This window comes from Chamaesiphon sp. VAR_48_metabat_135_sub, assembly GCF_031418915.1.
In the GTDB taxonomy this organism is placed as follows: Bacteria; Cyanobacteriota; Cyanobacteriia; order Cyanobacteriales; family Chamaesiphonaceae; genus Chamaesiphon.
Genome location: NZ_JANOJV010000223.1, coordinates 22,526 through 45,301 on the forward strand (window position 1 = coordinate 22,526; position 22,776 = coordinate 45,301).

Here is a 22,776-nt window from a genome sequence, read left to right on the forward strand (position 1 = left end):
CTTTGACTCGATAATTTCAAGTTATTTAATCGACGATGCTAAACTTGTTTATTGTCGATCGAAAAGGTAAAATCCATGAGACTAGTCGCGATCGATTTTGAGACTGCCAATCGCGATCCCAATAGTGCCTGTGCTTTAGGTATCGTTCAGATTGAGAATCAAACCATCATCCATGAAGAAATTTTCCTGATTCGGCCCCCGTCATATCGGTTTGAATTTACCAATATTCACGGCATCATGTGGTCGGACGTAGCTCAAGCCCCGACTTTTAAGCAAGTCTGGGCACAAATTTCCACCAGAATCGAACGTGCGGATGCCTTAGTCGCGCACAATGCGAGTTTCGATCGACGGGTACTCTACGCTTGCTGCGACTTGTATAATATTCCCCAGCCTAAGCAGAAGTTTATTTGCACAGTCGCCCTCGCTCGCGAGCGGTGGAATCTCTATCCGACTAAACTCCCTGATGTCTGTCGGCATCTAAAGATCGAATTAAATCATCACCACGCACTCTCTGATGCTCGTGCTTGTGCCGAGATTGTCATTGCCGCTTCCCTTCCCTAATCATCTAAATGGGCGTAGCGATTGAAGAGAAAATCGAGGGCATAATTGCGTAGCTCGATATAAGTACTACTTTCCATAATTTCCTCACGATTCCGAGGTCGATCAAATGGTATATCCAGTACTTCCCCAATTTTAGCAGCAGGGCCATTGGTCATCATCACCAATCGATCGGCTAGATACAATGCCTCGTCGATATCGTGGGTAATCATTAATACTGTGACTCGATGTTCGCGCCAAATTGCTAGTAGTTCATCTTGCAATTCTTCCTTGGTAATGGCATCGAGGGCACCAAAGGGTTCATCTAATATTAACACTTGAGGTTTGATCGCGAGGGCGCGGGCGATCGCGACTCGTTGTTTCATCCCGCCGGAGAGTTGTCCAGGTTTTTTAGTGGCGGATTCGGTGAGTCCGACCATATTTAGATGTTCGCGGACGATCTCTTTTTTCTGGGCTTCGGTGTGGGTGGGATAGACGGAATCTACGGCTAGATAAACGTTGTCATAGGCGGTTAGCCAGGGCAGGAGACAGTAGTTTTGGAACACCATCATTCGATCTGGCCCAGGTTCGGTAATCGGTCTGTCTTGGAGCGTTACGGTGCCACTGGTGGGAGTGTTGAAGCCGGATACCATGTTGAGCAGGGTGGATTTGCCGCAGCCGGAGTGTCCGATTAGGCAGATGAATTCGCCTTCGTTGACGGTGAGGTTGATACCATCGAGGATGGTGGCTGGGCCGTTGGCGGTGGGGTAAACTTTGGTGACTCGATCGATCGTGAGGAATGACATATTTTTGTTTGGCTGAGGTTATTCTTGGATTAGTGCTTCGGTTTTGGTTGCTGGTGGGTAGAACCCGGATCTGGGGGGTCCCCCCCCAACCCCCCCGTTGAGAGGCGGGATGCCGCCCCTCAAACTCCCCTGCATAAGGTCATATCTGTGGGCTAGCTTGGAGCGGCATTCGCTCCAACTTAGGTTTTAGTTAAAGATTATTAGACTAGAATTTAGTCTGGATTGGTCTTTCCGGCTCCCTCCCCTTTATAAGGGGAGGGCTGGGGTGGGGTAAAGATCTCCGCAGCAACTAAAACTAATCCAGATCGATTTCTTTAATCGTAAGTTCGCGATGAATCGGCTGATTCCGCAGATAATTCAAAGGCTCATCAGGATTAAATACTTGCCCATCAAAAAGCTGGAAGGGGTCGCGATCGGGTTCGATGCCGATGTATCCTAATTGTTGACAAGCTTTGAGAAAGTGATCTACCCGTCGCACTCTGGTTAATATTTCTAGATGGTTTTTGGGGAAGGGTACAATCCCCCATCGAGCGAGTTGGGTAAGAATCCATAATCCCTCAACCTTGCGCGGACAGTTGGCATTTTCGACGTGAAATTGGTGGTAGCGGGGAAGGATTTCGGGGAGGATGTTACCGCCTCTGTCGAATGGTCCGATTAAGCCTGGGCGGATGTATTGGGGGGAAATGTTGAGGTGCTCGGTGAGGAGGATGAGGATTTCTTGACGGTGGCGAGGTTCGTCGCAGTATTCACAGGCTTCGAGCACAGCTTGAACGATCGCGGCGTGGGTATTAGGATGTTGTTGTACCCAACTTTCTTTAAATCCGAGGACTTTTTCGGGGTTGCCTGCCCAAATATCTAAGTCGGTAGCGATGACGAAGCCGATCCCTTCTTGAACAGCTTGGGTGTTCCAGGGTTCGCCGACGCAGAAGCCATCGATTGCGCCAGATCTGAGTCGATCGACCATTTCTTGTGGTGGGATGACGACTAGGTTAAGATCGTTGTCGGGATCGATGCCAGCGGAGGCTAGCCAGTACCGCAGCATTAGGTTGTGCATGGAGCAGTCATGGACGATACCGAGGGTGAGTTTACGTTCTAGGGTGACGGTACTAATTGCGGCTTTGAGATTTTGGAGGGTATAAACGCCCTGGTTGTAGAGCTGAGTGCTGAGAGTGATGGCATTGCCGTTGCGCGAGAGGACGAGGGGAACAGAAATAGGAGTAGAGGGTCTACCATTCATGCCCAGAGTGAGGGCTAGAGGCAGCCCTGCGACCATTTGGGCCGCGTGAATCTCTCCACTAACAATATTGTTAGCGATCGCGTCCCAGCTAGCCTCCTGGAAGAGGTTGGCGATTTCGATCCCATATTTGGTGAAGAAGCCTTTTTCTTTGGCAACAATTAGCGGGGCGCAGTCGGTGAGGGGGATATAGCCGATATTGACAGTAGTTTGTTCGAGTTTTTTAGTTTGGGGGACGAGGAGTTGGGTCGGTTTGGCAGATTGGCGTTGTTTGACTCGTTTTTGCTGATTGAGAAAGTTGATGATTTCGCTCCGCATTGGGTAGTAGTCGGGATGTTTGACTACTTCCATCCGGCGGCGAGGGCGAGGTAAATCGACGGTGAGAATTTGCCCGATATTTGATTCTGGGCCATTGGTGAGCATGACCACTCGATCGGATAATAATAGAGCTTCATCTACATCATGTGTCACCATGACAGCGGTAACGCGGCTTTCTTCGCAGATGTGCATCAATTGTTCTTGCAAGCCGCCACGAGTCAGCGCATCGAGAGCACCAAAGGGTTCATCCAACAGTAATAGTTTAGGACGAATAGCTAGGGCACGCGCGATTGCGACACGCTGTTTCATCCCCCCAGAAAGTTCGTTAGGGCGTTTAGTTGCGGAGTTTTGTAAGCCGACTAATTCGATATGATGTTCGATGATACTTTTGCGTTCGCCTTTGGGTTGTCTACTATAGACTTCATCGACGGCGAGAGCAATATTTTCGCGCACGGATAGCCACGGTAACAGTGAATAATTCTGAAATACCACCATTCGATCTGGCCCAGGTTCGGTAATTTCTCGTCCTTCTAAAATTACCCCGCCTGCTGTAGCTCGATCGAGTCCCGCAATCATATTTAATAACGTCGATTTTCCACAGCCAGAGTGACCGATCAAAGAAACAAATTCACCCTCCCTAATCTCCAACTCAATATTTTTAAGTGCAACATAACTCCCGCCATTAGCCAGCGGAAATACCTTGTCCACATGGTCGATCTGTACAAACATAATTTAGTGAATAGTGAATAGTGGATGGTATTAATTTTACCTATTGTTATATTCAGAAATAACTCGTAGGGTCGGGTTTATGGTATCGACATCGAACGCACCAAAAATATAATTCAAACCCGCCCAATCACACCAGCAATTAAAACATATATTATTTACGATCCTCTGCCACAATCTTCGTGGCAATGAAAGCGATCGATCGATCCAACAGAAACCCAACCACACCCACATAAATCAGCGCGAGAATGATTCGATCGAGATAAGCATTGTTGTAAGATTCCCAGATGAAAAATCCAATTCCAACATCACTTCTGAGCATTTCCGCTGCAACGATCGCTAACCAAGACAAACCAATCCCAATGCGTAAACCAGTGAAAATATAAGGCAAGGAAGCAGGTAGTAGAATCTTAAAAAAGTAGGCATTGTTCGACAACTTCAATACCCGCTTGACATTAATATAATCCTGTGGAATTTGCTGAACGCCGACAGTTGTATTAATCAAGATTGGCCATACAGCCGTAATAAAAATCACGAAAATTGCAGCTAAACCATTGTCTTTTAATGCTGCTAATGCGATCGGCAACCAAGCCAATGGTGGAATCGTTCTCAATATCTGAAAAATCGGATCGAGCGATCGATACACTAACTTATTAGAACCAATCAGAATTCCAAATCCCACCCCAACAATTGCCGACAAACTAAACCCAATAAATACCCGTTGTAAACTCGCCCATACCTGTAAAGCTAACCCCTTCGAGTTACCACCATTATCAAAAAATGGATTGATAATAAACGGGTCCCAAGCACCCCGAACCACCTGAATCGGCCCAGGTAAACCCTGAGAACCAGGCATACATAGCAACTGCCAAATCACCAAAAATACCAACAAAGCAACCACTGGCGGCAGAATTCCCCGCGCCTGCTTCACAATCCAAGAGTTGCTATTACTATTAGCACCTCTACGATTTTTGCTGACTTGCCGACTACTACTTAGTGCCATAATTCTCCTTGTTTCGTTATTAATAATTCGCCATTTGGAGCTAACGGTGTTACCCCCCCAACCCCCCAGAGGGGGGGATTTACTCCCTCCCCTTTATAAGGGGAGGGCTGGGGTAGGGTAAGGGTCTACACATCACCTCCAATGACTATGCTCGATTACCTACGGTACGCTTTGCGATTGAATGCTAAAATTGGACTAGTATTTTTTATTGTCGAAGCCTAAATTAGTCAAGACAGCGATACTCAAAGATCGCCGCTCTAGCTAATTTAAGCTTTCTTAATCTTCAGAGCCTTGAGATATTCTTCCGGCTTCGCAGGATCGAATTTCACCCCATCAAAGAAAGTTTCCACCCCACGGGAAGTACTTGCTGGAATCTGAGCCGCATCAACCTTTAAAGCTGTTGCCGCCACCTTCCATAAGTCCTCACGGTTTACCTTCTTAACCAACTCTTGTGCCTTGACAAAATCAGTTGGAATATTTCCCCATCGCATATTTTCAGTTAAGAACCACATGTCGTGACTTTGATAAGGATAAGAAGTATTATCTGCCCAGAATTTCATCGAATTGGGATACGCAGTTTCAGTTCTGCCATCACCATAATCAATTTTGCCCTGAATCCTACCGAGGATATCTGTAACCGGAACATCAAACCATTTAGGCATAGAAATAATTTTACACATTTCCTCTTTATTCTCTGGCTTATCACACCATTGTTGCGCTTCCATGACTGCCATCAAAATTGCTTTCGCAGCTTTAGGATTTTTATCAACCCAATCAGCACGCATTGCAAAAGCTTTTTCAGGATGATCTTTCCACAATTCTCCTGTTACTAATGCGGTATAACCCAGCTTTTGATTGACCAACCTCGCATTCCAAGGTTCGCCCACACAAAAGGCTTCCATACTTGCTGTCTTCATATTCGATACCATCTGTGGTGGTGGTACTGGCACGACAGAAACATCCTTAGCTGGATCGACACCATTAGCTGCTAGCCAGTAACGCATCCATAAATCGTGAGTGCCACCAGGAAAAGTAACTGCTATTTTTAGATCCGTTTTACCGCCAGTTTTAGCCTTAGTTAAAACTTCCTTAAATCCTGCACCTTTAAGTTGAATTTTAGCATCTTTATAAATATTGGCCACTGAAATTGCCTGTCCATTTGTATTCAATCGTGCCAAAATATACATCGGTACCGGTTGCTTCGTTTTGGTCATTCCCATCGTCATAAAATAGGGCATCGGTGACAGAATATGTGCTCCATCGATCCCACCACCAGCGGAGCCAGTTTCTAAGTTATCGCGAGTAACAGGCCAAGAAGTTTGTTTGAGAACTTCGACATCTTTCATTCCATATTTAGCAAACAAACCTTTCTCTTTAGCGATGATTAATGGTGCTGAATCCGTCAGTGGAATAAAACCTAATTTAGCTGTCGTTACTTCTGGTGCATCACCTGCTGCGATAGTAGTTGCTGGAGTTATTTCTGCTGTGGAACTCTTTGCTTCGCCTTCAGGCTTTTTACTACAAGCATTAGTCAAAATACTAGCGGCGGTGGTGACACCAGCCGTGAACATAAACTTTCTTCTTGAAAATTGACTCATATCCTTATAGATCGCTCCTCGTATTTAGGTCAGTAAAAGTGATTACTGCCAATTGCTTTTCTCTATTGTCGTTTTTGACTGCTGATAAAACTGTAAGTTTCGTTACCAATTAAGAATAAAAGCTTGACAAATATTAGATTTTGGAGTCCTAAAATACGGAAATAGAAAACAGTATCGATCGATACGATCGATAGCAAATATTCGTTAGTAAAAATTATGATGATGATAATTAGATCTAATCTATAGCAATCCTATTTGATTTCCTCGCAGTAATGCTACAGATCTTTACCCCTCCCAAGCTGTCCGAATATGCGCGGATGCGCGCTCCTCGGCTCTACCCTAAGCGCAAAGCGCAGGCTATGCCAACGCATAGCGTCTCGTTGGTGTAGCCTCTCGATAGAGAAGAGAGGGTTTAGCACACTAAGCAAGCGAGGCAAGATAGTCGGGGATCTGTCACCCTAGAGAAAATATAAAATCCATTGAAAAGCCCGCCAACACTATCCTGGTTGACGGGTTTATAGTTATAACGCCGATCCTGCCCGATTATTTCCGGTTATCGTAGAATTAATCTGATGCTGTGATGTTTAACCGCTAAACTACCTCTGCAAGATCAAGCAAAGGACGAGATTTGAACTCGTGTCTCACAAACGTTGTTCTACGAAGGTTGATAAGTCCGACTCAATCCTTGAAATAACGCGCTCTTTTGCGCCAGTTGATAAACTTCGGTTTTACCTTTGCCACTATTTGTCTTGACTGATTGTAAGATGGCGATTAATTGATTTAGCTTCATGGAAATTCGGTCGGTTAAAGATCGGATAATTGAGACTACTTGGTTAATAAGACGACAGCATAGGCACAAATTCCTTCTTCCCTTCCTGTTGCATCTAATTTTTCGTTGGTAGTGGCTTTGACCCCAACTTGCTCTGGTAATAATTGTAACGCTTGTGCCAATCGATCGCGCATCGCCTGAATATGGGGCTTGAGTTTGGGACGTTCGGCAACAACAACTGTATCGAGATTGGAAATTTGCCAGCCTCGATCGATAATTAAACGATGGACTTGTTTTAAAAGTTCGATACTATCTGCACCCGCCCATTGCGGATCTGTTGGCGGGAAATAGTGCCCGATATCACCCAAGCTCAATGCACCGAGCAGGGCATCCATAATCGCATGAGTCAGGACATCTGCGTCGCTATGCCCTAATAAACCTAGCTCGTGCTCGATTTTAACACCGCCCAGGATCAGCGGACGATCGGACACGAGGCGATGAATGTCGTAACCATTACCGATACGGATGTTCATGGAGTTTGAGGAGTAAGATGTGGCAAAATAGCTAGTATCGATCGTATCGCACCAGAGAGGTCGAAACACACTATTGTTCAAATCGAGATCGATGGACATACCAGGGGAAATCGCAATTACCATCAAATCTCAATTGCAACAATTAGCAATTCAAGAGCAGATCGTCATTCTCTATGCTTGCGAGTCGGGAAGTCGAGCTTGGGGATTTCCGTCTCCAGATAGTGACTATGATGTGAGATTCATTTATCTCCGCCCTCTAGAATGGTATTTATCGATCGAGGATCGTCGCGATACCATCGATCTACCTGTAAATTCCTTGTTAGATATTAATGGCTGGGATCTACGCAAAGCTCTAAAATTATTTAAAGGCTCGAACTCGGTTATCTATGAATGGATACAGTCGCCAATAATTTATGAGAATAATCATAATTTAGCCCCAGAATTACTCGATCTAGCGAACAGTTATTATGCCCCGCATGCGGGAATTTATCATTATCTCAACATGACTACCAACTGCTACCAAGAACATCTTCAATCTGATGTCATCAAGTTGAAAAAGTATTTTTATGCACTCCGCCCAATTCTAGCAGCTAAATGGATTGTTACTTATCGTAGCTTTCCACCAATGGTTTTCAGCGATTTACTTAAGCTAATTAGCGATCGTCAGGATATATTAGCGGAGATCGATCGACTATTAACTATCAAAGCAACTGCCACTGAAGCTACAACAATTCCATTCAGCCAAATCCTCAATAATTTTATTCAAGCAGAGATCGACAATTGCAATCGAGCCGTCAAAACTATCCCCAAACACAACATTAATGATTTAGCTCTCAACAACCTGTTTAAAAACTATGCTCTTGGAAGAGAGGTGGCGGGGCTCGGGGGGCGAAAAGTGCTACTGGTCGAGTGACCCGCTCAGTACTAGAACGATCGATTAATAATTATCAATTATCAATTATCAATTATCAATTATCAATTACTAATTCGATGGATATCAAACGCGGCTTTGTAGAAGCAATTGGCAATACACCACTAATTCGACTCAATAGTTTTAGCGATGCAACTGGATGTGAAATTTTAGGTAAAGCAGAATTTCTTAATCCTGGTGGGTCAGTCAAAGATCGTGCCGCCTTGTATATGATTGAAGATGCCGAGCGTAGCGGTACCCTCAAACCAGGCGGAACGGTGGTTGAGGGAACGGCTGGAAATACAGGTATCGGGCTGGCACATATTTGCAACGCTAAGGGCTATAAATGCCTGATTATCATCCCCGAAACCCAATCGGCAGAAAAAATAGAAGCACTCCGCACCCTCGGCGCAGAAGTCCGTACAGTGCCTGCCGTGCCCTATAAAGATCCGAATAATTATGTCAAATTATCCGGTCGTGTTGCTGCTGAAATGGAAAATGCAGTCTGGGCAAATCAGTTTGAGAATCTGGCGAACCGTCTGGCACATTATGAAACTACGGGACCAGAAATGTGGGCGCAGACTGATGGCAAGATTGATGGTTGGGTCGCAGCGACGGGGACAGGTGGCACTTTTGCCGGAGTGTCGTTATTTCTCAAGGAAAAAAATCCTCGGGTAAAAACTGTCCTGGCAGACCCGATGGGTAGTGGTTTATATAGTTATGTGAAAACTGGTGAAATTCATCTCGAAGGAAGTTCGATTACGGAGGGGATTGGAAATAGTCGCGTCACTGGCAATCTGGAAGGTGTTCCGATCGATGATGCCATCCAAATTGACGATCGAGAATGTATCGAAGTCATCTATCAACTTCTACGTCAGGATGGGTTGTTTATGGGTGGTTCTGTTGGTATTAACGTGGCTGCGGCAGTCAGGTTGGCAAAACAAATGGGGCCAGGACACACAATTGTGACAGTATTATGCGATGGTGGCGCGAGGTATCAATCTCGCATATTCGATCGCGCATGGTTGGCTAGCAAAGGCTTGGTAATTGATTAAAATAAGAGCATAGATTAAGTATCTATGCTCGATCGTCAAGATATCGGTCGAAATCAATTCGATTGCTCATAAATCGGTGCGTCACCACCAGCGATACCATACCCTAAAATATCTAAAGCCCAAAGCCTAGAACCTAGATTATGAATCAAACATTAATGCCGATCGTCCGTAAATCGAGCGATCGCGGGCACGTTCAAATTGATTGGTTGAATAGCTATCATACTTTTTCCTTTGGTAGCTATCAAGATCGTGATTGGATGGGATTTCGGAGCCTGAGAGTCATCAATGATGATATTATCGCTCCCGCCAGTGGGTTTGGTACTCACGGACATCGAGATATGGAGATCGTTACCTATGTTCTATCTGGTGCTCTCCAACATCAAGATAGTCTGGGTACTGGTGCGGTCATCTATCCTGGCGAAGTTCAGCGAATGACGGCGGGGACAGGGATTACCCACAGCGAATTCAATCATTCTCCGAGCGAATCAGTCCATTTACTCCAAATTTGGATTATTCCCGATACAGAGAACCTCACACCCAGTTACGAGCAGAAAGCTTTTACCCCTGAGGAAAAACAGGGTAAATTATGCCTGGTAGCGTCACGAGATGGTCGCGATGGGTCTGTGACCATCCATCAGGATGCAAATATGTACGTGGGGGTAATTGCTGCCAATGACAGCATATCTTATCAGGTTCAACCCGATCGATCTGTCTGGTTGCATGTCGCACGGGGGGAAGTAACGCTTGACGATCGCATCCTAGCAGCAGGTGATGCGGTCATCTATCCGGGTGGTAGTAAATTAGAGCTATCTAGTTCGAGTAGTGGGGAGATTCTACTATTCGACTTAGGTTAAATACAGCAGCTCTAGAATTTCCCCTGTTTTTAAAAATAAAACTGTTGTAATCCGCATTCTGTCGTCAAAGAATTTTAAAATGAGAATTGCTAATTTACTATCCCCTGTCCCTGATGAAAGTTGTTAGTTGTTTGCACGCTGCGGTGATGGTATCCGATTTGGATCGATCGATCGAATTTTATACTGGTACTTTAGGATTGGCACAGGTCGATCGAGATCTGAACTATCCTGGTGCTTGGTATCAAATCGGCGATTTTCAAATCCACTTGATTGAAAATGCCAATTATCAAGCCAGTGATGGTATCGATTTGACAGTATCCACTCGCAATCCGCATATTGCTCTAGGGATTCAGGATTTGGAACAGGCCCAACAAAGATTACTCGCAGCCAACTGTGTGGTAAAAATGAGCAATTCAGGTAGAGCAGCACTCTTTACTCAAGATCCCGATGGAAATGCGATCGAATTAACCCTTGTCGATCCAGAACGAGAATCGACGAAAAAATTTGACATTATTTAATATTTAGGAGTAGAAGTCACCGGAATAAAAAAATAGCGGTACGATCGACTAAAATAATTTAGCGTTAAGTTAAAAAACTAAGGGCAAATGCCTGAAAGAGCTATAAATACGAAAAGTGCCACAGGTTGTCTGCTGATCCTTCTACCAGCAGCACTGGCGATGTCTGCGCTATTTGTAGCGTGGCCATTTATATTGGGTATAACGGTGCTTCTTGCTGGTGGAAATATCTGGCAAAGCTACGAATGGTCGAAGACTACTCGATCGATCGATCCAGTTTTTCAACAACTGATCGTCCAAAATCGCGGTGAAATTACCCCGATTGATCTTTCCCTCAAAGCAAACGTTTCGGGGAATGTATCTCAGAAATATTTAGCGGCTAAAGCTGGTGAATTTGGCACTGGTAGCCGTCAACATCCCGATCGAGGACAAGTCTATTATTTTGTTTCAATTAGTACTCTAGGCAGCATTTTTGATGATAGCGAGCGTGAGGCTCCAGAAATTATGCCAGCAACAAATCCAGTTGTTGCATTAGCACCCGTTCCTACTCCCTCTGTTCCTGAAGTACTATTACCATCTGTCTCTATTCCTCCCGTTCTTGAAATAGTCTCACCAATTTCTCCAGTTGTCGCGGAGGTGACTGCACCACCAGAATCTCCCCCTGCTCCTCCCGCAGGTTCTAATCTGAGCGGTCTTGGTAAGTTATTTGATGAAGAATCTGCCCCAACTAGTGCAGCGGTTGAGCCTTTATCAGTAGCCGATACCGCGACTGCACCGCTGCCGAATATCCCACTAGTGACGATTATCCAGTCCGAGCTAGCGAAGCGACTAGATGTACATTCCAGTACGATCTACAAGCGACGAGGCGAGCCAGATTTTACCGATTGGACTCGCAATCGCGACCCTGAAGGTTTAGCTTGGGGGTACGCGGAAGCAACTAAGGAATATTATCGAGTAGATACTTAGTTAGTTAACAGTTGAAAGTTGAAAGTCTGTAATGTTGCAAAAACATTACGGACTTTTTTTACTGCTATTTTTATCAACATCTTGTATATGCTCACATCTTACACCAGCGACGCGCGCTCCTCGGCTTTGCCCAGGTTTGAGCGCGTCAAGACAGCACAAAAGCACTGGTAATCAGCATAGATCTGAGGGTATCCATTAAGCGGCGTTTTTGGTCTACTAGAAAGCCGTGCTTCTAGCACTGGGTTTTTACCCAAATCTTCGATGAATTGCCCCTGTCATCAATTTCGGCTAAGGTGAGAACGATAGCTGTCGATCCTGACAAATCTGTTGCCATCGACATCTGGCCGATTGGGGCGAATGCTGCTTAATACTTAACTGCTGACTCAAATAATGGCTTTTTCTGCACTGATTCGCACCCTCGAACGCTCCCAACTGGCGGCGGAATTGCTCTCAAAGCTCCAACAGCAGGGGATGCTGCATCTGAATGGATTACCTCGTTTACCGAAAGGTTTGGTAGCCTCAGCTTTGGCTCAAGGATCGCAGCGACATCTATTGGTGGTGACAGCGACGGTGGAAGAAGCTGGCAGGTGGGCGGCTCAATTAGAGGCGATGGGCTGGCAAGCTGTCCACTTCTATCCTACGACCGAATCATCGCCCTACGGGGCTGCTAGCGTCGAATCTGAGACGGTTTGGGGACAAATGCAGGGGTTGGCAGAGGTGCAGTCTTTATCAACAGGGGGAGATCGGCGGGTGGCGATCGTCTGTACCACGTTAGCTTTGCAGCCACATTTACCGTCACCAGCAGAATTTTCTTTGCGGTGTTTGACGTTGCGGGCGGGGGATGAGGGGGATGTAGAGCGGCTCGGTACTCAGTTGGTGAATTTGGGTTACGATCGAGTCCCACTAGTCGAAACTGAGGGACAATGGAGTCGGCGCGGGGATATTATCGATATTTTTCCGGTGGCGGCGGAAATGCCTGTCAGATTAGAGTGGTTTGGCGATGAGTTGGATAAGTTGCGAGAGTTCGATCCGAGTACGCAACGTTCTTTAGATAAGATTGAAAGTCTGACTCTCACTCCGGTAAATTTTACGACGATTTTTGGCGAAGATAGTTCGACAGATCGGTATTCATTAATAGACTATTTACCAGATAATTGTTTGATAGCGATCGATGAGTTCGATCGATGTCAGGCACATAACGATCGCTGGTGGGAATATATTCAGGAGGAATGGGAAAAGTTACCCCCAGGCACTCCGGTTTTACACGAAAAGTTTAGTAGTAGTCTTGCTAAGATTGGGGAGAGATTTGCTTATCTCCGATTAGATGAATTAGTAGTTAGTGGTGAGGGTTTAAATTTAGCCTGTCGATCGATTCCGACTATTCCCCATCAGTTTGCCAAGATTGCCGAAACTTTGCGCGGTTATCACAAACAAAATTATTCGAGTTGGCTGGTATCTGCTCAACCTTCTCGATCGGCATCACTATTACAAGAGCATGATTGTCCCGCTCAATTTGTCCCGAATCCCCGCGACTTTCCGGCGATCGACAAATTACAAATTCAGCATACGGCGGTAGCGATTAAATATTCAGGTGTGGCTGAATTAGAAGGGTTTATCCTACCTACATTTAGGATGGTATTAGTTACCGATCGAGAGTTTTTTGGACAACAATCTTTAGCGAGTTTTAGTTATGCCCGCAAACGTCGTCAGGCGGTATCGAAACAAGTCGATCCGAATAAATTGCGGCCTGGCGATTATGTGGTTCACCGCAATCATGGATTAGGGAGATTCGTCCAATTTGAAAGCATTCGGACTGATGATGTTCTCCGCGACTATTTAACGATTCAATATGCCGATGGTTCGCTCAAAGTCCCAGCAGATCAGGTAGGCGTATTATCTCGGTTTCGTCAGGGTGCAACAGCAAAACCAGAATTAAATAAACTATCCGGTCAAGCTTGGGAAAAGACCAAGGCAAAAGTCAAGAAATCGATTAAAAAATTAGCATTCGACCTGCTGAAATTGTATGCAGATCGATCGCTCAAACAGGGATTTACGTTCCCCCCCGATGCACCTTGGCAACAGGAACTAGAAGACTCATTTCGCTATCAACCCACCCCCGATCAATTGAAAGCAACTCAAGATGTCAAACGAGACATGGAAAGCGATCGACCGATGGATCGATTAGTCTGTGGTGACGTAGGCTTCGGTAAAACAGAAGTAGCAATTAGAGCGATATTTAAAGCCGTCACCTCCCATAAACAAGTAATTTTTCTCGCGCCTACCACAATCTTAACTCAACAGCATTATCACACTCTCCAAGAACGATTTGCACCCTATCCAGTTAACGTCGGGTTACTTAATCGTTTTCGCACAGCCGAAGAACGTAAAAATATTCTCCAACGCCTTAAAACTGGCGAACTAGATATCGTCATCGGGACTCATCAACTATTGAGTAAAGAGCTGAAATTTAAAGAGCTAGGTTTATTAGTAATCGATGAAGAACAAAGATTTGGAGTAAATCAAAAAGAGAAAATTAAGACCCTAAAAAGTGATATTGATGTCCTCACCCTTTCTGCTACCCCGATTCCCCGCACCCTCTACATGTCTCTTTCTGGGGTGCGAGAAATGAGTCTAATTACCACTCCACCCCCATCGCGTCGCCCAATTTCCACTCATTTATCACCTTATAAATTAGATGTGGTAGCCACAGCAATTCGTCAAGAACTCGATCGAGGCGGACAGATATTTTATGTGGTTCCCAGAATCGAAGGAATCGAAGAAACTGCGGCAAAAATTCTCGAATTAATTCCCTCCTGTCGCATCGCCATCGCCCACGGACAAATGGATGAATCGGAACTAGAATCAACGATGTTGACATTTAGTAATGGCGATGCAGATTTACTCGTCTGTACCACAATTATCGAATCGGGTTTAGATATTCCCCGCGTTAATACCATCTTAATTGAAGATGCCCATCGGTTTGGATTGTCCCAACTATACCAACTCCGAGGGCGCGTCGGACGAGCCGGAATTCAAGCTCATGCCTGGTTATTTTATCCAAATGAAACAACACTATCCGAACAAGCTAGACAGCGGTTAAAAGCGATTCAGGAGTTCACACAGTTGGGTTCTGGTTATCAACTAGCCACCCGCGATATGGAGATTCGGGGTGTCGGAAATCTGCTCGGTGCAGAACAATCGGGACAGATGGATGTAATTGGTTTTGACTTATATATGGAAATGCTCCAAGAAGCCATTAAAGAAATTCGCGGACAGGAAATTCCTCAAGTAGACGATACTCAAATCGACCTCAAAGTCACCGCCATGATTCCCGCCGATTATATCGCCGATCTAGAGCAAAAAATGAGTGCCTATCGATCGGTAGCCGCCGCCGATAGCAAGCAAGAACTAGCCAATATTGCCGCCGAATGGCACGATCGATATGGTGCAATTCCTAAACCAGCTCAACAATTATTCCGCATTGTCGAACTCAAACAAATTGCCAAACAACTCGGCTTTAGTCGCATTCGTCCCGATGGCAAACAACACGTTATTCTAGAAACACCAATGGCGGAACCAGCCTGGAATTTGTTAGCCGAATATCTGACCGATAGCAGTCGATCGCGTTATGTTTATAGTATGGGTAAAGTCACCGCTAGAGGCTTGGGTGTATTGCGCCCTAACGAGCAGGTAGAAACCCTGATTAATGTCTTGAGTAAGATGCAAGGCGTATTGATGGCTAGTAATTCCATCACCTAAGCGGTTAGAAACCGCGCCTCTGTCCTCTCCAGTAGCTACGCAATGGGTGAAGAATCTGCTTCGTTCGATCACCGCAGGGGGATGAATCCCCAGGCCATTAGCTCAAGTCCGTTTTAACGGACTGGAAAAACTTGTGCTGTTCACAATTAATTTACCCTGTCGCAATACTTTTTGCGACAGGTTCATTGCAACAAGATATCAATCGACAAGTCCTCTTCAGAGGACTTGAGCTACTAGCCCGCACTTTAGTCGCGGGCGGTGCAAGAGCGGAGCCAATATCCTTAATCTGAAGTTCATTCATGAAATTGGTGGATTTTCAGTCACAGGAGTAGCTAACAATTCATCCCGTAGCCGCGAGATAATGGTAGCATCATCGACTCGATCGAGTATTTCTTGGATTACCGTATTTGCACCCAATTGTCCCCAGGTACAACCCGCTTCCAGATAAGCTTGAGTAGCTTTCCCCACTGCATAAGCACCATAACCTGCAATTGCACCTTGAATCGCACCCGCGCCCAGATAACCAGGAATTGCAGTCAAATTCACACCAGAACCGATAAGTGCGGTGGTTTTCCCTACGCCAAACACGATACTAGTTGCTAATTCTCCGAGCAATAAACTACCACTACTAAATAGAATCCCACTGAATAACTTACTAATCTCGTAGTTAGTCATCGGTAAATTATATAACTTCGCCAGCGATCGAATCAATAATAAATCCGCAAATACCCCACCCAAAACATCAAAAATTGCCACAGGATTTGCAGCTACCGCGATCGCCTTATACTGAGCAAATTGCCATACTAAAGCATTTGCTTCCGACTGCATTCCGGCTAGAGTACTTTTTGCCAAATTCGCTTCCGCAGCACGCGCCTGCACGAGAGCATTAATCGCCAATAAAGATCGACCTTCCCGTGCTAACAGTTCTTGAATTTTATCCTGAAGTGGTGCAATTTGGGGCGCGGGCTGTTCCCTCTCAAATTTCTTGGTGCCATCGGGATATTCAATCCGTACCTGTATGGCTGTGGGATCTGCGGCTACCATCACCACTTCATCCGCTGATAGCAACCGCTGCAATAACTCATCGCTGACAGTATCCCCACTCAAACTTTGTAATTGTTGATAGATAGTTTGACGTTCTTGTTCGGGATACAGATCGGCTTTATTAAATACTAGTAATAACGGCTTCTGTGCCTGACGCAATTCGCGTAACGATTGATATTCTAATTGAGTAATATCGCCCGCAATGATAAATAAAATTAAATCTGCTTGACGCACGACTTCTGCAGACATTTGAGCGCGGGCTTCCCCATCAATTTCATCCAAACCAGGTGTATCGATCAGATCGATTTGAATGATACCATCTGGCGACCAACGGATCGATCGAGGGAACCTTGTCACCCCGTTTAGCGGCCCAGTTTCCAAGACTTTTTTACCCATCAGTGCATTTAACACCGCCGATTTACCCCGACTGACCAATCCAAATACGGCAATACTATAATTAGTCTGCTCCAGCTTGGCTAATGTATTCGCTAAGGTATCTAAATCGCTCTGCAAGCTAGGTGAAACTTCCCCAACTTTAGCGGCCGCATATCGAGATAAACTCTGCTTTAAACTCGCTCTGGCGCGGTCTAGATCTAGAGATTCTGGTGCGGGAGCATTGATGGTTGTCTCAGGGTTAGTCATATTCTAGATACACGATCGCGAAATTACTCATTAGGCTATCACCAAAAACAGTTTTAGGGTACTGGTATCAGCAGATAAATCGGTCAATTATAGTTTCTGTTACTAATCGGCAGGAGCAGCGACTGCCAGATATTTAAGTCTCTAGTTTCATCACTAACACCGAGGTGGATCGCGATAATATCGAGACGACCGTTATAAGTTTGAAAGATTCGATCCCACCAGGTGAAGACACTACCATAATTGGAGTTAGTTTCTGTCACGAGTTGGGAATGATGAATCCGGTGATAGTTTGGGGTAACGATGATATAAGCTAATATTCGATCGAGCGATCCAGGGATGGCTAAATTGCTATGATGTAGGGCGACAATGACGGTAAATACTAGCTCGTAAATTAACACAAGATCGCCAGAAATTCCCAGCCCCCAGATTAAGACTAGTTTGGGAATACTCGAACTCATAATCTCGATCGGGTGGAAGCGATAGGCTGTAGATACATTCATCGATCGATCTGTATGATGTACCCGATGAAATCTCCAGGCAAGGGGTAATCTATGCATCGATCGATGCCAGAAATACATGTAAAGATCGAGAATTAAAAAAGACAAGATTCCAGCTACGACTGGCGAGGCGATCGTTGTAACTATTCCTGGCTGTGAGCCATTTAGCAGCGCAGATCGGGCGATCGAGATCGTCAATAGACTCGACAGGATCGAGTTAATTGTCCCCAACCCAAAATTGTTGGTAATTCTCGACAATAGAGTATTCTGGAAAGAAAAAAATGGAAACTTGTTTTCCAAAACTAGCAAACTGAAGATCGTCGTAATTACGATAATTAACTTAACAGTCATAGGCTCAAATAATCCGAATATTTGGGTACTCTAATATATCAGCCATTAGATCGATTGAGTAGTAGGAGTTTTGGCGTTGCTGATTTAAGGTATGATTCCCTATTTTTGCACTTTCTGCTCCCCGCTCGCCCCTTTCCTCTCATTAGTCGCGGGGATTAGCGCGCTGACATTTTGGTGACGGCAAATGGGGAACTTTGGGTAGCTTTTGATCGCCATAGGAATTATCCTCGTGTTTGTAAATGGTGGAGTTATCTTGCAACCTACTAGTTTGTGGGCATTTTGTGTCTCAATGCTGGCATTTGCTAGTGGCTACCAACTGCTAACTAGAGGTAGAATTGAGTTGTGATTTACTTCGTATTTCAAAGATCGCGCGTAGAGTGTGGGATTATTCCCTCGCAATATAGACATTCCTACGCCCCGCCACTTATCTAGAGGCATTGTAACTCCCACAGCACAACTTCACAGACGATTTTTTCACGGATACGAGATTTAGAGTGTAGAGTGATGAAACAGAAAATTTATCTCAACCTATGTTTATTGGCAATAGTTGGACTGACTGCTTGTGGAAAAAAGAGCCAGCCACCAATTGCGGTAGTTTCACCTACACCCACACCTATAGACACATCCGTACCTAGTCCAAGCGTTGCACCATCAGTCCCATCGCCTGTGGCGAGCCAGCCGACACCAGAAACCCCACCTGTGGTACTATTCCCCTTACCGAGCAAGGTACCTACTATCAAACCAACGCCGAAAGCATTACCATCAACACCAGCAATCGCCGCTCTACCCAAATCTATTTACCCTACACCTACTCCGATCTCGATTCCGGTCGTACCAGCACCAGTTAAAATCGCTGCAAATCCTAAACCAGCACCAATCTCCAAACTCAATATTCCCACAGATCCAGCCCAACAAATTACCCCAGTGGGCATCGGGGGTGCCAAAATTGGGATGAGTCTCAAGGATCTCAAAGCTCACATGGGCAAGGGGTTCGAGTTTTCGATCAAAACTAGTTTTATTGAGGGGTTTGACGCGATCGCTGTAACAAAAGCAGGAACGGTACAGTACTATATTCCTTATCCAGCGGGAACTCAATTTACCGACGCAGATCGGATTCAACACTTGATGACCGATAATCCCAATTATCGGACCGAGCAAGGTGTCGGTCCTGGTACTCCCATTAAACAAGCAGCCTCGGTTTATGGCGATGCTACCCTATCTCTGAGCAAGGAAAATGAGTCCCGTGAGTTTATCAACTTTACCCAACATCCTAACGGTTTAGCCTTTCGCCCCAAACCAGTGAAAACTCGCAATTTTGCGGGAGAATATCCCGAAAGTAATGAAGAGTATCTCAAAACTGAGAAGTATGATAATCGAGCAGCCATCGGTCAAATCACCGTTTCCTGTTCTGACGAACAATGCGAACAAGAACCCAACCCTAACCCCTAAATTATGACTCCCCTCCGCGTTGGTATTGCTGGACCAGTTGGTTCGGGTAAAACTGCATTACTCGATGGTTTGTGCAAACAATTGCGCGATCGATATCAGTTGGCAGTAGTTACCAATGATATTTATACTCAAGAAGATGCTCAGTTTCTAGTCAGGAGTCAAGCCTTAGAGCCAGCTCGAATTGTCGGTGTCGAAACTGGTGGCTGTCCCCATACGGCGATTCGGGAAGATGCTTCGATGAATATTGCCGCGATTGAACAATTAGAGCAACAATTTACAGATCTAGATATTGTCTTCCTCGAAAGTGGTGGCGACAATCTCGCGGCTACATTTAGTCCCGAACTAGTGGATGTCACTATCTACACGATCGATGTCGCAGGTGGCGATAAAATCCCCCGCAAGGGTGGTCCAGGTATTACTAAGTCAGATTTATTAGTGATCAACAAGATCGACCTTGCTCCCCATGTTGGAGCCGATCTAGGTGTGATGGAGCGAGATAGTATCAAAATGCGCGGTCATAAACCGTTTATTTTCACCAATCTCAAAACTGGGACTGGTTTGGCGGAAGTTGTGAAATTTGTAATCGATCGGGTTGTGGTTGGTGGCTAATATTAGGTGGCGTAAATGAGAATTGCTACTCTCGGGTCGTCAAGATTGATTCCTAATGCGGCGCAAGATTAAATAGTAAATTTCCAGCAATTCCAAATTCAAGATATTTTACCGATTTTCCACCAATAATTGATTGTTGCTGGTGGGGTTGGGCGGGTTCGTTTCGCAATTAATGTTGCGGTGCGAGGATTTCTAGCATAAAGCGGCGTTTTTATGCGGGGGGAACCCCCACATAAAAAAACGACAAGACACCCGCCATCTACGACATATCGGAATAGGTTTGAATTTGGAATTGCTGAGTAAATTTCTGTTTAGATGATAAAACAATGGAAGCCGCAGCAACTGCCACGGCTTCCATTGTTTTAACGGAATGTTCGGAAATTCCCCATCCCTCTCTAGGTTGGGGTAGTTCATCTAACTATCTTGAACCAAGTGGATATGTTTATAACCGAGTTTGATACTAAAAGTATCACCCTCTTTTAAGCCCATTTCTTTGGTATAAGCAGCACCAATTAACAATTGACCGTTCTTGTGAACCGTTGCCTTATAAGTCGCGGTTTTACCACGATTATCTCTGCTAGTTTCATCAAGTTTGACTCCTTTGGCAGTGAGCACAGCATCATAAAAACCAGATAGATCGGTGCGGGTAACACCTGCTTTGGTAGTTTTCACATAGCCACACTGTGTAGCAGTTTCACGTTTGGCAAGATGTGAAAGTTCTTTAACTTTTTGGAGCAGAGCTTTCCCAGTAAGTGGGGCTGTGGGGATGGTTGCTTCTGCTACGGAATCGACTTTAGACATAGTTTGATTAATGAATACGGCGGATATTTTTGGCTGGATATACAGTTTACTTCATGTATTAGCCATGATGAAGCTGACTTTATATTAGTACATTTTGCACTTAGTTATAATCATAGTTCAAATTAAATTAAAATTAAAATTAAATTTAACAGCGATCGACCTCAATTCGATCGAACTGGACGATCGAGATCGTCAAAATCAAATCCCCAATCTTCCTCGTCGAGATTTTTTGAAGGTGTAGATCGATTGTCTGATGGTGGTTTCACTGAATATGCCGATCGATCGAAGTCTTCATCTATTTCAGTGTATTCAAAATCTTCTACTACTAGATCGTCCTCAAATTCAGTTTCTAATGGTTCTTTATAAGGTGGCTGAATCAATCTAAAGTCTGCATCGTATACTTGGCGACGAGTTGGTTCTGGCTCATTCTCAACTATTTGAGTGCGTCGATTTGGATAAATTTGTTCGTTGTCGATGGTAGATCTATTATTTGGAGATTGGCTATTCTGCTGGGGAGGTGGGAGAGGATCTTCCCACTCTAATTGACGATTTGATATTGGCTCTGCTTCCCAATCATCGAGATCGTCGCTAATAATTGACTGGGCTGAAGGTTTACTGCTAAATCGTTCTCTAACTCTGGATCGATAACTACTAAATCGACTGGTTTTCGCTGGGGAAGGATTATCGTTTTCAGGGGCTGCACTAACGGGTTTATCAGTTGCAGATTTGTCAGTTTCAGGAACTGGTGATGTATAGGTAAAGATATCTTCATCTGGTTGCGGTAATCGCGATTGTAATTGCCGGATCTGTCGCTTTAACCGACGACGATCGATCGATATTGCTAACTGAATCAGACTACTAGATAATATTCCCAATCCGATCGCCATCATTAACCATACCCCGATCGGTAATGCTATTGTTGGCTGATTGAGGATGACTACTGTCATCACTGGCGATAAATTAGACCCCACAACTATCCCCAATAAAATTGGTATTAGTAGCGCGATAGCGATCTTCATGGTCGGGAATGTGGGGGTGTGGAGAGTGGGGTGTGGGGGTGTGTGAGGAGTAGGGGTGTGGCCAAATTCACTATCCACCATCCACTTTCAACTTTCGTCTGATTTCCAGCGGTTCAGGGGGATACAGTCGATATCGAGTCGATCCAATGCTCTAGCAATGACAAAATCGACGAGATCCTCGATCGATTGGGGTTTATGATACCACGCTGGGATCGCGGGGACAATTGCGGCTCCTGCTTCTGCCAGGGTAGTTAGGTTGCGTAAATGAATCAGACTAAAAGGGGTTTCGCGAGGGACGATGACTAGTTTACGTCCTTCTTTGAGTTGGACATCGGCGGCGCGTTCGAGTAAATCGCCACTCAATCCAGCGGCTAATTTACCGACTGTGCTCATGCTACAGGGGATAATTAACATCCCTTGGGTGCGGAAGGAGCCACTGGCGATATTTGCGCCAACATCCGCCCAGCGATGACAGCGTAATTTACCAGCAGTGGGTACGCCAGATTTTTCGCGCCAGAAAGCTTCCTGCTCTTCTGGTTCGCTAGGTAGTTTAATTTGGTCTTCGGCTTGAAATACCATATAGGTAGATCTCGATGCGACTAGTTCGATCTGATAGTCGGCTTCGAGCAGATATTTAATCGATCGAATCGCATAAATTAAGCCAGACGCGCCAGTGATTCCGAGGAGGAGGGGTTTCAAGGGTGTTGGGGTGTTGGGGTGTTGGGGTGTTGGGGTGTTGGGGCGTAAGATATCCCCGACTTCTTGGAGAAGTCGGGGATAT

The 22,776-nt window shown here is 45.2% G+C and carries 20 protein-coding genes; 9 read left to right on the forward strand and 11 right to left on the reverse strand.

Annotation, left to right across the window (positions count from 1 at the left end; all coding sequences use genetic code 11):
• Positions 1-75: 75 nt before the first annotated feature.
• Positions 76-561 carry a 3'-5' exonuclease gene (locus tag RMO55_RS16005; RefSeq protein ID WP_396134351.1) on the forward strand — a complete coding sequence of 162 codons (486 nt, stop codon included), beginning with the start codon at positions 76-78 and terminating at the stop codon, positions 559-561.
• Here the strand turns inward: RMO55_RS16005 and RMO55_RS16010 are convergent.
• From RMO55_RS16010 to ispF, 6 genes are all read right to left on the reverse strand, one after another.
• Complete coding sequence (locus RMO55_RS16010) at positions 558-1,343, reverse strand: nitrate ABC transporter ATP-binding protein (protein ID WP_310428052.1); 786 nt, start codon at positions 1,341-1,343, stop codon at positions 558-560. The genes RMO55_RS16005 and RMO55_RS16010 overlap by 4 nt on opposite strands.
• A gap of 295 nt (positions 1,344-1,638) precedes the next feature.
• A complete protein-coding gene (locus RMO55_RS16015) occupies positions 1,639-3,624 on the reverse strand; it encodes a nitrate ABC transporter ATP-binding protein (RefSeq protein ID WP_310428054.1) in 1,986 nt (661 codons plus the stop codon).
• 151 nt (positions 3,625-3,775) lie between these two features.
• Entirely contained in the window at positions 3,776-4,624 is an 849-nt protein-coding gene (gene ntrB / locus RMO55_RS16020) for a nitrate ABC transporter permease (protein WP_310428056.1), read from the reverse strand.
• A gap of 266 nt (positions 4,625-4,890) precedes the next feature.
• Positions 4,891-6,222 carry a CmpA/NrtA family ABC transporter substrate-binding protein gene (locus RMO55_RS16025; protein WP_310428057.1) on the reverse strand — a complete coding sequence of 444 codons (1,332 nt, stop codon included), beginning with the start codon at positions 6,220-6,222 and terminating at the stop codon, positions 4,891-4,893.
• Positions 6,223-6,877: 655 nt separating this feature from the next.
• Entirely contained in the window at positions 6,878-7,012 is a 135-nt protein-coding gene (locus RMO55_RS16030) for a hypothetical protein (protein WP_310428058.1), read from the reverse strand.
• A gap of 35 nt (positions 7,013-7,047) precedes the next feature.
• Entirely contained in the window at positions 7,048-7,524 is a 477-nt protein-coding gene (gene ispF, locus RMO55_RS16035) for a 2-C-methyl-D-erythritol 2,4-cyclodiphosphate synthase (protein WP_310428060.1), read from the reverse strand.
• Positions 7,525-7,615: 91 nt separating this feature from the next.
• Between ispF and RMO55_RS16040 the strand changes: the two genes are divergently transcribed.
• From RMO55_RS16040 to mfd, 6 genes are all read left to right on the forward strand, one after another.
• Complete coding sequence (locus RMO55_RS16040) at positions 7,616-8,437, forward strand: nucleotidyltransferase domain-containing protein (protein ID WP_310428062.1); 822 nt, start codon at positions 7,616-7,618, stop codon at positions 8,435-8,437.
• Between the two features lie 77 nt (positions 8,438-8,514).
• Positions 8,515-9,489, forward strand: a complete 975-nt coding sequence (locus tag RMO55_RS16045) for a cysteine synthase A (RefSeq protein WP_310428089.1) — start codon at positions 8,515-8,517, stop codon at positions 9,487-9,489.
• A gap of 140 nt (positions 9,490-9,629) precedes the next feature.
• A complete protein-coding gene (locus RMO55_RS16050) occupies positions 9,630-10,343 on the forward strand; it encodes a pirin family protein (RefSeq protein ID WP_310428064.1) in 714 nt (237 codons plus the stop codon).
• Positions 10,344-10,456: 113 nt separating this feature from the next.
• Complete coding sequence (locus tag RMO55_RS16055) at positions 10,457-10,861, forward strand: VOC family protein (RefSeq protein ID WP_310428065.1); 405 nt, start codon at positions 10,457-10,459, stop codon at positions 10,859-10,861.
• A gap of 87 nt (positions 10,862-10,948) precedes the next feature.
• Entirely contained in the window at positions 10,949-11,824 is an 876-nt protein-coding gene (locus tag RMO55_RS16060; protein WP_310428067.1) for a hypothetical protein, read from the forward strand.
• A gap of 390 nt (positions 11,825-12,214) precedes the next feature.
• On the forward strand, positions 12,215-15,583 hold the full coding sequence (mfd, locus tag RMO55_RS16065; protein WP_310428069.1) for a transcription-repair coupling factor: 3,369 nt from the start codon (positions 12,215-12,217) through the stop codon (positions 15,581-15,583).
• Positions 15,584-15,880: 297 nt separating this feature from the next.
• Here mfd and RMO55_RS16070 read toward each other — a convergent pair whose 3' ends face one another.
• Both RMO55_RS16070 and RMO55_RS16075 read right to left on the reverse strand, forming a co-directional pair.
• Positions 15,881-17,269, reverse strand: coding sequence for a GTP-binding protein (locus RMO55_RS16070; RefSeq protein ID WP_310428071.1), 1,389 nt, complete (start codon positions 17,267-17,269; stop codon positions 15,881-15,883).
• Positions 17,270-17,352: 83 nt separating this feature from the next.
• A complete protein-coding gene (locus RMO55_RS16075; RefSeq protein WP_310428073.1) occupies positions 17,353-18,117 on the reverse strand; it encodes a sterol desaturase family protein in 765 nt (254 codons plus the stop codon).
• A 504-nt stretch (positions 18,118-18,621) separates the two neighbouring features.
• Between RMO55_RS16075 and RMO55_RS16080 the strand changes: the two genes are divergently transcribed.
• Complete coding sequence (locus tag RMO55_RS16080; RefSeq protein WP_310428074.1) at positions 18,622-19,566, forward strand: hypothetical protein; 945 nt, start codon at positions 18,622-18,624, stop codon at positions 19,564-19,566.
• Between the two features lie 3 nt (positions 19,567-19,569).
• Positions 19,570-20,175: an urease accessory protein UreG gene (gene ureG, locus RMO55_RS16085; RefSeq protein WP_310428076.1), complete on the forward strand. Its 606-nt coding sequence runs from the start codon at positions 19,570-19,572 to the stop codon at positions 20,173-20,175.
• Between the two features lie 414 nt (positions 20,176-20,589).
• On the opposite strand, the gene RMO55_RS16090 is transcribed toward ureG, so the two are convergent.
• The 3 genes from RMO55_RS16090 to RMO55_RS16100 form a co-directional block, all read right to left on the reverse strand.
• Positions 20,590-20,976: an AbrB family transcriptional regulator gene (locus RMO55_RS16090; RefSeq protein WP_310428077.1), complete on the reverse strand. Its 387-nt coding sequence runs from the start codon at positions 20,974-20,976 to the stop codon at positions 20,590-20,592.
• 161 nt (positions 20,977-21,137) lie between these two features.
• Positions 21,138-21,995, reverse strand: a complete 858-nt coding sequence (locus tag RMO55_RS16095; RefSeq protein ID WP_310428078.1) for a LapA family protein — start codon at positions 21,993-21,995, stop codon at positions 21,138-21,140.
• An 87-nt stretch (positions 21,996-22,082) separates the two neighbouring features.
• Positions 22,083-22,694, reverse strand: a complete 612-nt coding sequence (locus RMO55_RS16100; protein WP_310428079.1) for a flavin prenyltransferase UbiX — start codon at positions 22,692-22,694, stop codon at positions 22,083-22,085.
• Positions 22,695-22,776: the final 82 nt, after the last annotated feature.